The sequence below is a fragment of the Sphingobacterium sp. FBM7-1 genome (assembly GCF_020687765.1).
Classification (GTDB): Bacteria; Bacteroidota; Bacteroidia; order Sphingobacteriales; family Sphingobacteriaceae; genus Sphingobacterium.
In genome coordinates, this window is the sequence record NZ_JAJEWJ010000008.1 from 130,329 (window position 1) to 145,482 (window position 15,154).

The following is a 15,154-nucleotide window of genomic DNA, read 5'->3' on the forward strand; positions in this document are numbered from 1 at the left end:
CTCCCAACTATTGAACCTTAAAAAGTAACCACTACCCTTTAAGCTTTCCAAGCAATAACCGAAATCTCTACATTGACATTTTTAGGAAGTGTCTTGACGGCTACCGTTTCACGTGCAGGTTGATTCTCGGTGAAATATTGTGCATATACCTCGTTGATGGTCGCGAAATCATCCATGTTGGCGATGAAAATACTCGCTTTTACGACATCGTTGAGCGTATATCCTGCATGTGTTAAGATCGCTTGCACATTTTTTAAAACCTGATGGGTTTCATCTGCTACACCCGTATTGATCAATTCCATCGTTTCAGGAACCAACGGGATTTGTCCCGAAACATATAATGTATTCCCCGCTTGAATGGCTTGGTTATAGGGTCCAATAGCTGCCGGAGCATTTCCGGTATTCCATACTTGTTTGTTTGACATGATGCTCAGTTACTTTGAAAAAAATATTCTATAGATGATGGCCAAAATAAACACGGAAATCGCTACGATATTCATGATGCGCATAGCTCTTCTGTTAAATCGTGATGATTTAGAAAGTTGCGGTTTCGTTTCTTTTAGTCCCATGGGGCTAATTTACGATGGAAAATCTAAAAAATCAAAAAGGGGCGTAGTGATCCATGCTCTGCTCAAAAGGTGGATTTAACATTTTTAACAAGCATTTTCAATCAAAGAGCAGGGGTCCGTATATATAAAAACATTAGTTTTGTATTCTATGAGATATCCCTGCTTACAAAATTTAGCACTAATAACCCTTGTTTTATCTGTCGTATTGTTTTCTTGTGCTTCGCGCAAAAACAAATCTGCTCAAAAGGAACTGAAGTCGCCAGCGGTAACGATCGTAACCGCGGGAACCGAGAAAGCTGATGCGCAACCAAGCGAAAAAACAACTGCCGTGCCGCAGGCAGAAAAGCCCGCGTCGGCAGAAAAGCCCGTAGTAGTGGAAAAGAAGCCTGTGATAGAAGTCCCATTACGCGTCGAATTGCCTCAGGTTGATCGCGAATTCAGAGGAGCCTGGATTGCAACCGTAGCGAATATCAACTGGCCGACGAAAGGCAATTACGCAACCGAAGCTCAAAAGCGAGAGGCTATACAGCTCTTGGATTTGCTAAAAGAAAATAATTTTAATGCCGTGATATTTCAGGTCAGGCCTTCAGCCGATGCCTTGTATGACAGTCCGCACGAACCCTGGTCGTATTTCCTGACCGGACAAATCGGCAAACGCCCCAACCCTTATTATGATCCCTTAACTTTTTGGGTAGAAGAAGCACACAAGCGCGGATTAGAGTTGCACGTATGGCTGAACCCCTACCGAGCGCACCACTCTACGGGTGGCGCAGTAACCAGTGAATCCATGGTGCGTAAGGCTCCCAATATGGTTGTCCGGCTGAAAAATGGCATGTATTGGTTTGACCCGGCGAATCCCCACACGCAAGATCATGCAGCACGCGTGGTGTTGGATATCGTTAAGCGATACAACATAGACGGTGTTCATTTTGACGATTATTTTTATCCCTATGCCAGCTATAACGGCGGAGCGGATTTCCCCGACGATGCCTCGTGGAATGCTTATCGTAAATCGGGCGGCACATTATCCAGAGCTGACTGGCGCCGGGATAATGTAAACCGTTTCATCGCACGTGTTTATAAAGAAATAAAAGCCGAAAAGAGTTTCGTAAAATTTGGTTTAAGTCCGTTTGGCATATGGAAGCCCGGTTATCCTTCGGGGATCACCGGCTCCTCCCAGTACGACGAACTATACGCGGATGCGAAGCTATGGCTGAATGAGGGCTGGATCGATTATTTCGCACCACAGCTCTATTGGCCTATTGATCCGCCCCGCCAAAGTTTTACCGCGCTGTTGCGCTGGTGGGAATCGGAGAACACGCATAAGCGACACCTGTGGCCCGGCTTAAATACGGTCGAGGTAAGAGCCCCCAATAGGCCTCAAGAAATTGCCAGGCAGATCGAGGAAACCCGAAAACTGATCCCGAATAGTGTGGGCGCTATCCATTGGAGCATTGCGGGGTTAACAAAGAGCCCCAGCATGTTACAAGCCCTGCGCAGCGGGCCCTACAACCAACAAGCCTTGATTCCGAGAACACCATGGTTGCCGGCAAATCCTTTGCTAACACCCAGTTTATTGTTAACCGAAGAGAGTAGTAGCGTATTTGCTAAATGGCTCCATAAGCAACCTGACGAGGTTTTTCAATGGGTTGTTTACGCACAATATGGGGATATCTGGGAATATGAAATCGTTGCGGGTCTGCAAACCGAAAGAAGTTTTCCGAAAGAAAAAAATGGAAAGCCCTTACGTACGGTTGCGGTAAAAGCAATCGACCGGTTAAGCAACGAAAGTGATTATATAGCTAAAAAAGTAAAATAAACATCCTAAACACCGGCGTATGAAAACACTTGTCCCTTTATTGCTGTTCATCAGCTCTTGTTTTTCTGCTTGTGGAGGCGAAGGCGCGCAGCGGGGGCGGACGGAGACCAAGACGGCAGCCCCGAAAACCCAGGACGAGCAGAAGATCATTCCCGGTGCCGATCAGCTGGCAGCGTACTTACCATTATTAAAAGGGAAAAAAGTAGGGCTGATGGGGAATCAAACATCCATCGTCGGAGCCGATAAGGCGCATTTGGTCGATGTGTTGCTGGCGGAAGGAGTAGATTTAAAATTTGCCTTTGCACCAGAGCATGGGTTTCGAGGGGATATCGAACGCGGTGAAAAAGTAGATAATGCCGTAGACCGCAAAACGGGGTTGCCATTATATACCCTCTATGGCGAAAATAAGGAAGCAGATGCCATTGTCGGATCGGTCGACGTCATGCTTTTTGATTTACAAGATGTAGGTGCCCGCTTTTATACCTATATCGCGTCTATGCACCGTGTGATGCAGCTGTGTGCAAATCAAGGTAAAAAGCTAATCGTGTTGGATAGACCCAATCCCAACGGCGATCAAGTGGATGGCCCCGTACGGAAAGACGATAAATTTAAAGCAGACGTAAGTTACCATAAAATCGCCATGATCCATGGACTAACCGTCGGGGAGTTGGCAAAAATGATCAATGGAGAAGGCTGGTTGGAAAGCGGTAAACCTTGCGATTTAACCGTGATTCCGGTAAAAAACTGGGATCACAGCAAAATTTATGAACTGCCTGTCGTGCCATCCCCCAGTTTACCCAACTATACCGCGGTAAGATTATACCTATCCCTTTGTTTATTTGAAGGGACCGATATCAGTATCGGTCGGGGCACCGATTGGCCCTTTCAGGTGGTAGGCTATCCCGATCCCGTGTTCGGCGACTTTACCTTTACACCGGGTACACGACCGGGGATGGCGGCACACGTAGAGCAGCAGGGCCAGTTGTGCTATGGGAGGGATTTACGGCAGATCGATGCCGACGGGGCAACATTTACGTTAGCCTATCTGCTTGATTTTTATCATAAAATGCCCGATAAAAATAAGTTCTTCAGCCGACCGGAATTTTTTGATAAACTTGCCGGAACCGATGTGCTACGGAAACAAATCATAGCCGGAAAAACAGAAAGCGAAATTCGCGATAGCTGGGCAGCCGATTTAGCCACTTATAAAAGCATGCGAAAAAAATACCTGCTATACGCCGATTTTGAGTAAATAACGAAAGAAAAAATTGAATGACCATGACCAGAATCACCGAACAAGCATCGAATTACCAAGACTTGGATCACATGTCGGTCCATGAATTATTGACGAACATCAATAACGAAGACCGTACCGTCCCTTTGGCAGTGGCCAAAGCTATCCCGCAACTCGAGCGTTTGGTAGCGATCACCGTCGAAAAGATGAAAGCAGGCGGACGTTTGTTTTATATAGGAGCGGGCACCAGTGGTCGCCTCGGCGTAGTAGATGCTTCCGAGTGTCCGCCGACTTTCGGCGTGCCGTTTGATCAGGTCATCGGCTTAATTGCCGGCGGTGATTCGGCTATCCGTAAGGCGGTAGAATTTGCGGAGGACGACCTCGAGCAGGCCTGGATCGATATGGAAAAACATCAAATCAATAAGCAGGATGTTGTCGTGGGTATTGCGGCCTCCGGATCCACACCCTATGTCATTGGCGGGTTACGCCGGGCCAATGCGGAAGGTTTAATAACCGGATGCATTGTATGCAATGAACATTCGCCCATTGCCGAGGAAGCCCAATATCCGGTAGAGGTTGTCGTTGGGCCGGAATTTGTGACCGGTTCTACGCGGATGAAGTCGGGCACCGCCCAAAAGCTGGTGCTCAATATGCTGAGTACCGCGGTTATGATTCAGCTCGGACGAGTGAAAGGCAATAAAATGGTGGATATGCAGCTGTCCAACAAAAAGCTGGTCGACCGGGGCGTTCGGATGATCATGGAAGAAACCGGATTAGATCCGGAAGCGGCCTCTGCTTTGCTAGCCCGCTTTGGCAATGTACGGCAGGCCATTGAAAGTTACGCATCCCAGAAACCTAAAATTTAGCTCCTGTTATGTCACCCCTTATCTTGTTGCTATTTTTATTCGTATATTTCGGTATACTCGCGAGCGTCTCTTATTTTACCTCGCGTCAAACAGCGGATAATGCCACTTTCTTTGTGGCAAACAAAAATTCCAAATGGTATATGGTGGCCTTTGGAATGATCGGCGTAGCCCTTTCCGGCGTAACCTTTATCTCTGTTCCGGGTGCCGTGGGCATCTCAAACTTTAGTTACTTTCAGTTTGTTGTGGGCAACGCCCTGGGCTTTTTGGTGATTGCTTATGTGTTGTTGCCCCTTTATTACCGTTTGAACCTGACGTCCATTTACACCTATCTGGAGAGCCGCTTGGGGCATAAGAGTTACCAGACCGGGGCGATGATTTTCTTGGTCTCGCGCACGATAGGTTCTGCGTTTCGGCTATATTTGGTGGCGATTATCCTACAAAAATTCATTTTCGACGCCTGGAATGTACCCTTCGGCATAACCGTAGGAGGCTGTTTGCTTTTAATATGGTTGTATACGAATAAAGGCGGGTTGAAAACCATTATCATTACCGATATGTTCCAGACCTTTTGCCTAGTACTGGCCGTTGTCCTCTCGATCTATTTTATGGCCGATGGACTCGGTATTTCCGTTATGGAAGCGTTTGAACGGGTGAAAGACAGCACCTATTCGCAGGTTGTCGTGTGGGAGGATCTGTTGGGTGATCGAAATCATTTCTGGAAACACCTGATCGGCGGAGCTTTTGTGACGATTGCGATGACCGGCCTCGATCAAGATCTTATGCAGAAAAACCTCAGCATGAAAACGATCGGCGAAGCACAGAAAAATATGTTGACCTTTACCGGCATTTTCGTCGTGATCAACTTGTTTTTTCTAGCGGTTGGGGCTTTGCTATATATCTATGTGGCGGAAAAAGGCATCGATATCAGTGCGCTCCCCACTGCCGACTACCTTTATCCCGAGATTGCGCTGAATCACCTGTCGCTGGCTGCAGGCGTTATCTTTATGATGGGATTAACAGCGGCAACCTTTGCCACGACGGACTCCGCGCTCACGGCCTTGACAACATCGTATTGCGTGGATTTTCTAGGTTTTAACAAGGCGGAAGATCCCAATGCAAAGGCGTTGGTGCGTAAACGGAACATCGTACATTTTGCGTTTAGCGTCCTGATGTTGGTGGTTATCCTGGTGTTTCGGGTATTAAATGATGATTCGGTCGTTACGGCTATTTTCACCGCCGCTAGCTACACCTATGGGCCGCTTCTAGGTCTGTTTGCTTTCGGCATATTGACGCGAAGAAACGTGAACGATAACCTGGTGCCTTATATCTGTCTGCTGTCACCCGTTATATGGTATCTGTTAAACACCTATTATATCGTTCCGCATACGGATTATCGTATTGGTTTTGAGTTGATCGTATACAACGGCCTAACCACGTTTTTACTGATGTGGGTAACTTCGCCGGGTAAATACAGATAAATTTTTATTTTTGCGGACATTCCTTATCTTTGTGCGCACAACAGCACAGCCAACGGGAAATTAGCTCAGCTGGTTTAGAGCACTACCTCGACAAGGTAGGGGTCACTGGTTCGAACCCAGTATTTCCCACAAAAAAGAGACTTTAATAGTCTCTTTTTTTTGCTTTTATTTTCTCTTAGGGATTCGTGAATGCAGCACATTTTATCTAAGTTTGGCATATCATTTAGAACGAACTGGTATTGATGAACAGGTATTTAAAGCAACACCTACTCTTGTTTGTTTTTCTCCTTGGAGGGATGCACTTTGCTGCAGCTCAGGTAGATGAGGAATTTAGTAGCGCGTTGGACTCGGCGCGGGCCAAAGAGGATAATCGACAAGACTCGGTCGTCTTTACCGCAAAATATGTGCGCTATATCACCTTGGATATGCTCAAGCAGAGCACCCGTACCACACAGATTGACACGACCCACGTTAATTTTCAGTATTACAATAAACAAAACTTACCGTGGAATCCGACGATCAATCTAGGATCGTATGGTTTGGCGTCGCGCGATTTGCTGTTCAACCCAAACAAACGTATCGGTTTCCAACCGGGATTCCATGCCCTAGAAAGGTATTTACTCCAATCAGATTCCATTCAATATTTTCGGGCCAGAGCACGCTATTCGGAGCTGTACGCTGTCGGTTTCTTTTTCAATGATCAGGTTTTTCGGGCCCGGCTGGCACAGAATATTAACCCACAATGGAATATAGGCGCAGAATATTACGCCACCAACACGGATGGCTATTATATGAATCAAGCCTATAATGACCGAAAGGCTGCGGTATTTAGCTGGTACGAATCGAAGAGCTTGCGCTACAACATGTTGGTGAACGCCATCTTCAATAACCTAAATTCGCCGGAAAACGGATCGGTTGTGGATCGAAACGTCTACATGCAGGATGTCTTTCAGGATACCTCCAGTATGTCTAACATGGGCTATCCGGTTCGGTTACACGGGCGGCAGGCCGATCGCCCGCATCACAAATGGAAGGATAATAGCATCTTCTTAAGACAGTCGTATTATCTGGGGCGGTTAGATACCTTGAATGTGGGAACCCCCGAAATGGAGGTGCGCCCTACTAATACGGTTGCGCATAACTCCTCCATTCGCCAACGACGGTTTACTTTTTTCAAAAATGAAGAAGATTTGGAAGGGGCCTTCCCCTACGGCGATTTTGGGCTGGTAGAAGATACCACGACGATCACGAACATCACGAACGAATTTACCTATAGCTTTTATTTGCGGAATAAGGGCGTGTTTAAAAATGAAGCGAAACTTGAACTGGGATTCGAGAATGACCTCATCTGGTATAAAGACAGTCTTACCAACACGTTTTTCCAGAATAGCATGTTAAAAGGTGCGTTAAGTTATCAGTTTAGCGACCGGATTCAATTGCGGGCAGATGTCAACCAAATTGCGGTGGGTCGTCATGCTGGTGATTTTCTGTACGAGGCTACTGCCGATATCTTGTTGAGTGAGCAAGCCGGCCGTGTGCGCCTGGGAGCCTATTCGCAAAATAAGTCGCCCGAGATGGTGTTTAATCTAATGAACTATACGTATCATCAATGGGACCACAGCTGGGAAAAAACGAAGACACAAAACCTTTCTTTCGCCTATACCAATAGTAAAATTGGGTTTTCGGGTAAAGCGGAGTATTTTTTGATGGATAAGTATCTTTATTTTCGGGAGGTCGATAATCCGGGGAATGATGAGTTGTTTCTAAGGCAGATCACGCCGGAACAATCGGGCAATATGAACTTGCTGAAAGTTTCCGTCAGCCAAAACTTCCGTTTAGGCCGTTTCCATTTTGACAATATGGGCGTATACCAAAAAACGGACGCGCCCAATATATTGGCCATTCCCGAGTTATATACCTGGCATAGTTTCTACTATGCTAACAAACTATACAATGTCATGGATTTTCGGTTAGGAACCGATGTGCGCTTTAATACGCCCTTCCGTTCGCCTTCCTATGCTATCAATGTGGGGCAGTTTTACAACGATAACGTAGGGATAGAATATTCGACCTACCCCATTGTGGATTTATGGTTTACCGGTAATATCGATCGGGTGAATTTATTTATCTCGTATAACTTCGTCAATCAGTTTGTGTACCCGAAAGGGTATTATACCGTGCGCCGTTATCCCATGCAGGACGCCAACTTGCGGTTTGGCGTATCTTGGAAGTTCTATGATTAAAATTGGAAGAGTAGCAAGTTTTCTATAACTTTAATAGCAAAACAAACGCTAACTTTTTCATGCTCCAATCTAAATTCTTTAATTTCCGGCAGGATGTATACCGCTCAGCACGAACAATCGAAGGCGGCTACCTGTCCTTTTTGCCCCTAGACCACCATTATCGTATTGGGAATAACCTAGAAGCGATTTGTATAGAGCTGGATGCTTGTGTACTTTTGGAGATCAAAGGTGTCAGCGATCCGGCCGGGGTACGTGTTGATCCCGTTACGGACGAGCTAAGTTTTTGGCAATTGTACCAGTTTATGAACAGCACGCAGCTTTATTTGCCCCACAGCTTGCCGTTGAGTGATAACCGTTGCATCTCTTTTTCGTCCGCGACGTCCAAAATTCCCCTCCTACTGAACGAAGGCAAGCAATGGTTGGTACTTATTGGCTATAAAACAGAAACAATTGCCGATTTGCTCAAAGAATTCCCGATGTTAGCCAGCTTAGTCTATGAAATAGAATCTTTTCAAACAAATGCTTATTGGGAGCCGGATATCAGCATCAACCATAGCTTGCGCGATGCCTGGAATCGGATCAGCCGGCCGGAATATCTCCCTTTTCGCGGGAAAAGCGAACTTTTTCTGGACGTGTGTCGGTTACTGGAAGAATACTGCCGGCAATTAGATCGTCAGGCAGACCAAAACGAACGAAGCAGGCTGGGGCTTTACCATAAAGCATTGGCCTATATTAATGATAACTTGCTGGATTCCGTTAATAAAGAGATGGTCGTTAAAGGGTTAGGGGTGAACGCACGTACGTTGGAGCGCGCGTTTGAGGGGAGACCGTTTAAGATAGCGGAATACATCCAGCGGATGAAACTCAACCACTCTCGAGACCTGCTCTACGAAGGCGACTTGACGGTGGACCAGATTGCTAACCTATTGGCCTACCCCAACCGGAAATACTTTAGCCGGGAGTTTAAAAAATATTTTTTCCAAACACCGAGTTCCTTTCAAAAAGAAATGGAAGTATATCGGAAAGGTAATGATGAAGAGGAATAGCTGAACGCATGAGGATGTTCTGGTAGGGAGAATCGTTGTTTTGTTGGTGCATTACCTGGATATTCCAAGATTATAATCTTGTTTGTAGTACAAAGGAATTATTTGTTGGGGAAGAAGCAAATTTTTGTGAGGAAGTAAGAAGTTTTGTTGGTGCATTACCTGGATATTCCAAGATTATAATCTTGTTTGTAGTACAAAGGAATTATTTGCTGGGGAAGAAGCAAATTTTTGTGGGGAAGTAAGAAGTTTTGTTGGTGCATGACGTTTCTGTTTTTGGAATATGATGCGGTTTTTAGGGATTTACAAGTGTTTGTTGGTGAAAAAGGTAAATTTTTTGGTTGGAGAAAAAGTGCGTTTACAAGCCCTAAACGTATAAAATTTACGTTTTTAGTAGGGTAGGGGGTCAAATTGCGACAAAATTTTCAAGAAAACGCGAAGGAAATGTCGCAATTTGACCCCCTGTTTCGCGGCCCTCCATGTTATGTTTGTATCGTTGATCAACAAAAGGTTTAATTTTTAACACAAAAAAACTATCATGACTAAAGTAACATTAAAAACTGGGGGAACCAGTAACGGAGAAGCACAGTTTGTTAAATTCGTTGAAAACATCATTGTTAAATTAGCAGAAAATGCAGATTTGTTTACGGACGCAGATCCGAGTATTGCCGATCTGGAACAGGCACTGGCTAAAGTCAAGCAGACACAGGCCGATGCAGCCTATCGGGACAAGCGTTTTGTCGTGCTCAAAAACCAGGCTTTTGCGGCCTTGAAGAAGATGGTTTATCATCTGTCGCTCTATGTAGAGCGTAAGGCAAACGGCGATGCAGCGGTCATTTTAGCGGCAGGTTTTAACCCGTCTGCAAAGGGTATCATTGGACCCAAACCGGCACCACAGCCAAAATTCCTATCGGTAGAGGTCAATGCACGGATACCTGGGGTAACCACGCTGAAGACGGCCTACTGGAAGGGTAATCTCGCCTATCAGTTTGAATATCGGAAGAAAGACAGCGACGCTGACTGGACAAGGCTGATAAGTTCCAAGTCCAAACTGACCATCACCGGGTTGGAATCGGTACAGAAGTATGAATTTCGGGTCGCTTATATTGGGCGGAATCCACAGATCACGTATAGTGATGTGGTGAGTACATACGTTTTTTAACCGTTAATCCTGTAATTTTGGCTATCCCTGCATCACGGAATATGATGCCTTCTTCGGAGTGGGATAGCCATTTTTTTAAATAGCAATACACGAAATATATGAAGACGATCGTTCGGCCCCATCCCCTAAAAGATATTATTCTGGAATTTGACGATTCCAAGGAGCAGCCCGACTATGAAAAAGAAGCTTTAGCACGTTACTACGAAGCGCATGATGTGGTTTGGGATTTAAAGCAGCGCCTGGAATATTTGGCGAAAGGCCTTGTGACCGTGCAGCAACAAACGCTCGAAAGCACGCGGGAAGCTCTTCGCCTCGATCAAAGTCTGGCGTCTGTGGAAGACAGCTTGGGTTTGTCTGACGACAAGAAGCCGTTGGAAAAGGACACTGAATTTACCGGGGAGGTGAGCGGTGTATTTGCGGACCTGGAAAAGCACAATCTCGTGGTGCAGGCTTTGTATGCGCAAATAGATGAAATGACGCAGCGGTATAATGATGAAATAGACCGGATTGATCCCACCGATGAACACCTGGAGCATTGGCCGGTGCATGGTCGGTATTTTGGTATATTCGACGAGGTGTACCCGCGCTACGAGGAACTCTCGATCAATATCGTTTCTTTGGACGATGATGAGCAGGAGTTTTTGGAACTTTATGGGGAGCTGTATGAGATGTACCGCCGCAATTTAGATTTTGCTGAAGAGGTTTTCGCCTCCTACCAAGGGCTGGTTGAACTGGTCGAGCCGATCTATAAACGCGCGGCGATTGCGCTGTCTGCCGTACCCAAAAAAACGGGAGGCCTTGGCAGTTAGTACATTGCTTTTTCGTGGCTAAAAAATTGAAAAAATAATTTTGCAAATCAGATTTAACCACTATATTTGCACACGCAATAAGCGAAAGGAAAGGAGAATTAGCTCAGCTGGTTCAGAGCACCTGCCTTACAAGCAGGGGGTCACTGGTTCGAACCCAGTATTCTCCACTTAAAAAGAACCTCGGGAGATTAGCTCAGCTGGTTCAGAGCACCTGCCTTACAAGCAGGGGGTCACTGGTTCGAACCCAGTATCTCCCACAATACGAAAAGCTGCTTTTATCGAAAGCGGCTTTTTTTTATGCCTGCGGAAATAAGCGCAACTTCATTAAATTTTTCATATTTTATCCTCAACTACAACCTATTTCCAAAAAGCTCTGTACGCAAATCCTGATAGCTGTGTAAGGTGGCTTCCGCATTGTTGAAATCACGCTCCGCCATATATAATTGCCCCAGCTTATCAGCAATGGCGAGTTGGAGTAACTTGTTGTCTTCCGACTTCGCGAGCTCGTTTGCCTGTAGAAACTCTTTTTTGGCGACCGTATAGTTTTTCTGAACCAACTTCGAGGAGGCTAGCATGTACTCGATTTCCGCAAGCTCCCGGCTAAAGTTTTTGCTCCTGGCTAGATCACGCGCTTGGATCAGAAACCATTGCGCTTCGGTATGTTTATTTTGTAATTGATAAATCCGAGCTAGTGTTTGCCAGGCCACGATTTTGTGTTCGTAAGCTTTCGCGCGGTTCAGTAACGGAACGGCTTTGCGGATGATGTTGTTCTCTGCGGAACGGAAATCTTGATCGTGTGCTTGTATGAGCGCTATTCGCAGCAGGGAATTCGCCTGGTCGATAATGCTTTTCTGCTGGACAGCGGTATTGTAATAGGCTTCTTGAAAATAGCCCGCCTGTTGAATGTTCCGGTCGTACAAATAGATGTTGGCTAAATTATATTGAATGATCGCCACATCGGAGGTGTTAGGTGTTTTCTGGGCGTGCTGTAGCGCACTTTGCAATAAGTCTAAAGTTTGTGCGATCGTCCCTTCTTTTAAGGATAAGGAGGCGTAGGTATGCAGCAGCCCATAGGCCGTGTGGTAACTGCCCCGCGCTACTTCCCGTTCAATGAGCTCGTTCCAAGCGAGCGCGGAAGTCGGCATCGGGGAGAGTAGGTACTGCATATTGCGTTCAGCACGCGTTGTTTTAAAGCTTGCAATAAGTTCTTGTAAATCGAGTGCTTTGTCGATGCTGTCCTGAAAAAATATTTTCTCTTTATAGGAATCTGTCAATAATTCTTCGCGGGTTCGCGGCGCTGGAAGCACGTATACGTGGGGGCCTATCCCATGGAAAGTTGTGTCGTACTTGTTAATATATCCTGCCGGATCCAAGACGATATCGGTTTCCTGGGCATGAAGACAGGTTGCGCTCAGTCCGAAAGTGAAAAGCCCTGCTGTCATATAGAAAATGCTCTTTTTACTGAGTTGCATACCGTATTCTTTTCGTGATGACAAAGTTAGGGTCTAATTGGGAGAATCACAAATAGTGACTTTGGCGGTTTAGGCTACGGCGCGATTCAAACTTTTTTTGCCAAAAAAAGAAGTAACAACATTATTATACAATATCCGGCCGTTTGTTCAGTTATTAGACAGGTGTATGTTGCACCTATGTAAATGTTGTTGTTAATTTGAAGGAGCGCATCATTTTGTGCTTTGTTTTCAGTATTTTTATGGCAAACAAAATCTTATTGCAGGTTTTGGATACTGAAAAGGAATATAACGAATGTATTTAAAAAAAGTAGCTTATATGTTTAAGAATATTGTATTTGGTCTCGCTTTAATTTCTGTTATAGCTTGTGGATCAAAGCCTAGGGTGAGTTTGGACGAAGAGGCATTACAGTTAAAGCCGTCGGCACAGCATGAGGTTATTGCCGCTGAAGTGGCTAACTTGCTGGAAAACTATAGCTATAAAAAGGTACCGATGACGGATTCGTTGTCGCGGATTGTTTTTGCGAACCTATTGAAGTCGATGGATCAAGGGCGCAATTATCTCTTGCAGGCGGATGTGGATGATTTCAAACAGTTCGAAAGTACCATCAGTCAAGACTTTAGAAAGGGTGACTTATCGGCGCCGTTCTATATTTTCAACAGCTATTCACAGCGTTATTTGGAGGCGATGGAATACGCCCTGACCCAGGTGGAAGCGCCACACGATTTTGATCTGGATGAAAACTACGTGGCTTATCGGGAGAAACTTCCTTATTTCCAGAACGAAACGGAATGGAAAGATCAATGGCGTAAGCGGGTGAAGTATGATTTATTGAACTTACGGCTTACCAGTACAGATAAAGATTCGGTGGATGTAGAAAAACACAAAGAAACCTTACGCAAGCGGTACAAAAACTTGATCAGTCAGGCAAAACAAACGAATTCAAATGATGCATTCCAGCTTGTTATGACGGCGTTGACCGATGCGGTGGATCCGCACACCACGTACTATAATCCGTCGTTTGCACAAGCGTTTAACGAAAGCATGTCCAATACTTTTGAGGGGATCGGTGCGCGGCTATCCATGGAGAACGAAATGGTGACCATCAAAGAAATTATTGCGGGTGGACCCGCCTTTAAAGATAAGAGCTTAGAAGTAGATGATCGCATTATTGGCGTGGCGCAGGGTGATAGTGAGTTTGAGGATATCATCGGGTGGCGTTTGGATGCAGCGGTAGCCAAAATTAAAGGTCCTAAAAATACGGTCGTGCGCTTAAAAGTTATTCCTGCGGGGCAGGAGCTTACCGCACAGCCTAAAGTGGTGGCATTAAAAAGAGATAAGATTGTTATTGAAGAAGAATCTGCTCAGAAAGAAATTAAGCAAATCAAGGGTGACGATGGTAAAACCTACAAAGTGGGGCTTATCAAATTACCGAAATTCTATATTGAGTTTGAAGCGTATCGTCGGGGTGATCCGAATTATAAAAGCACGACGAGGGATGTTAGGCTGATTTTAGATACCCTCCGCCAAGAAAATGTAGATGCGGTGGTATTGGATCTGCGAAACAATGGAGGGGGCTCTTTACAAGAAGCGATTGAATTGACCGGATTGTTTATTGACAAAGGACCGGTGGTGCAAGTGCGCGATGTACGTAATCGGGTCGATGTAGAAAGTGATAAAGATGCTGGTGTAGCTTGGGAGGGCCCGTTTGGCGTGATGATCAATCGTTTTTCAGCCTCAGCATCGGAGATTTTCGCTGGTGCGATTCAAGATTACGGCAGGGGAGTGGTATTGGGAACGCAGTCGTATGGGAAAGGTACGGTGCAATCCGCGATCGATATGTCCCGTTTTATCAGTGCAACCAATAAATTATTGCTAAAAGCTAAGGGATTGGACAAGGATCCAGATACGCCGACTGGTGCTCCGGAGTTTGGCCAGATTAACATTACGATGGGTAAGTTTTACCGGGTTACTGGCAGCAGTACGCAACATAAAGGGGTGCTGCCTGATATTACTTTCCCGACGCAATATACCGCAGAGAAATTTGGTGAAAGTTCGGAACCTTCCGCTTTGCCCTGGGATCAAATTAAGTCATCCAATTTTTCGGCGGTGGCCGATCTGACCGCATTAAAGGACGAGCTAAGGGAAATGCATACATCGCGGATGGAAAAATCTCCGGAGTACGCCTATCTGTTAGAAGATATTGAAGAATTCAAGAAATTGGACTCTATCCAAGAAATAAGCTTAAACCAAGACAAGCTAAAACTAGAGCGCGAGAAGTCTAAAGCTAAAAATAGAGCACGTATCAACAAAGGGTTGGAACTGCGCGGATTGCCTTTATGGAAGGAAGGCCAGCCGCAGCCGAAAACGGATTTCGATTTCGTTTTGGACGAGAGTCTATCGGTGATCGCAGATTATATTAGACTTGAACAGCGTAAATTGGCTAAGAAATAAAACCCTT

Annotated in this window: 11 protein-coding genes and 3 tRNA genes; 12 read left to right on the forward strand and 2 right to left on the reverse strand. The window is 45.5% G+C overall.

What is annotated here, in order from left to right; translation table 11 throughout:
• Positions 1-38: 38 nt before the first annotated feature.
• Positions 39-425 carry a RidA family protein gene (locus LKO28_RS13310; RefSeq protein ID WP_227695447.1) on the reverse strand — a complete coding sequence of 129 codons (387 nt, stop codon included), beginning with the start codon at positions 423-425 and terminating at the stop codon, positions 39-41.
• A 292-nt stretch (positions 426-717) separates the two neighbouring features.
• Between LKO28_RS13310 and LKO28_RS13315 the strand changes: the two genes are divergently transcribed.
• From LKO28_RS13315 to LKO28_RS13365, 11 genes are all read left to right on the forward strand, one after another.
• Positions 718-2,388, forward strand: coding sequence for a glycoside hydrolase family 10 protein (locus LKO28_RS13315; protein ID WP_227695449.1), 1,671 nt, complete (start codon positions 718-720; stop codon positions 2,386-2,388).
• Between the two features lie 19 nt (positions 2,389-2,407).
• Positions 2,408-3,640 (forward strand): exo-beta-N-acetylmuramidase NamZ domain-containing protein, encoded by a 1,233-nt coding sequence (locus LKO28_RS13320; protein WP_227695450.1) that lies wholly within the window; start codon positions 2,408-2,410, stop codon positions 3,638-3,640.
• A 26-nt stretch (positions 3,641-3,666) separates the two neighbouring features.
• A complete protein-coding gene (murQ, locus tag LKO28_RS13325; RefSeq protein ID WP_227695452.1) occupies positions 3,667-4,488 on the forward strand; it encodes an N-acetylmuramic acid 6-phosphate etherase in 822 nt (273 codons plus the stop codon).
• 8 nt (positions 4,489-4,496) lie between these two features.
• The gene (locus LKO28_RS13330; protein ID WP_227695454.1) at positions 4,497-5,966 is read left to right on the forward strand and encodes a sodium:solute symporter; all 1,470 of its coding nucleotides are present in this window, start codon (positions 4,497-4,499) and stop codon (positions 5,964-5,966) included.
• A 54-nt stretch (positions 5,967-6,020) separates the two neighbouring features.
• Positions 6,021-6,095 (forward strand) — tRNA-Val (locus LKO28_RS13335).
• Positions 6,096-6,208: 113 nt separating this feature from the next.
• A complete protein-coding gene (locus LKO28_RS13340; protein WP_227695455.1) occupies positions 6,209-8,209 on the forward strand; it encodes a putative porin in 2,001 nt (666 codons plus the stop codon).
• 59 nt (positions 8,210-8,268) lie between these two features.
• Entirely contained in the window at positions 8,269-9,255 is a 987-nt protein-coding gene (locus tag LKO28_RS13345) for a helix-turn-helix transcriptional regulator (RefSeq protein ID WP_227695456.1), read from the forward strand.
• Between the two features lie 535 nt (positions 9,256-9,790).
• Positions 9,791-10,414 carry a hypothetical protein gene (locus LKO28_RS13350; protein WP_227695457.1) on the forward strand — a complete coding sequence of 208 codons (624 nt, stop codon included), beginning with the start codon at positions 9,791-9,793 and terminating at the stop codon, positions 10,412-10,414.
• A gap of 98 nt (positions 10,415-10,512) precedes the next feature.
• Positions 10,513-11,223, forward strand: a complete 711-nt coding sequence (locus LKO28_RS13355; protein WP_227695458.1) for a hypothetical protein — start codon at positions 10,513-10,515, stop codon at positions 11,221-11,223.
• A gap of 92 nt (positions 11,224-11,315) precedes the next feature.
• Positions 11,316-11,390 (forward strand) — tRNA-Val (locus tag LKO28_RS13360).
• A 15-nt stretch (positions 11,391-11,405) separates the two neighbouring features.
• Positions 11,406-11,480: transfer RNA gene (locus tag LKO28_RS13365), tRNA-Val, on the forward strand.
• Between the two features lie 93 nt (positions 11,481-11,573).
• Here LKO28_RS13365 and LKO28_RS13370 read toward each other — a convergent pair.
• Positions 11,574-12,665, reverse strand: coding sequence for a tetratricopeptide repeat protein (locus LKO28_RS13370; RefSeq protein WP_227695459.1), 1,092 nt, complete (start codon positions 12,663-12,665; stop codon positions 11,574-11,576).
• A 346-nt stretch (positions 12,666-13,011) separates the two neighbouring features.
• Here LKO28_RS13370 and LKO28_RS13375 point away from each other — a divergent pair, with 346 nt between their 5' ends.
• Positions 13,012-15,147 carry a carboxy terminal-processing peptidase gene (locus LKO28_RS13375; RefSeq protein WP_227695460.1) on the forward strand — a complete coding sequence of 712 codons (2,136 nt, stop codon included), beginning with the start codon at positions 13,012-13,014 and terminating at the stop codon, positions 15,145-15,147.
• The last annotated feature ends 7 nt before the right edge of the window (positions 15,148-15,154 follow it).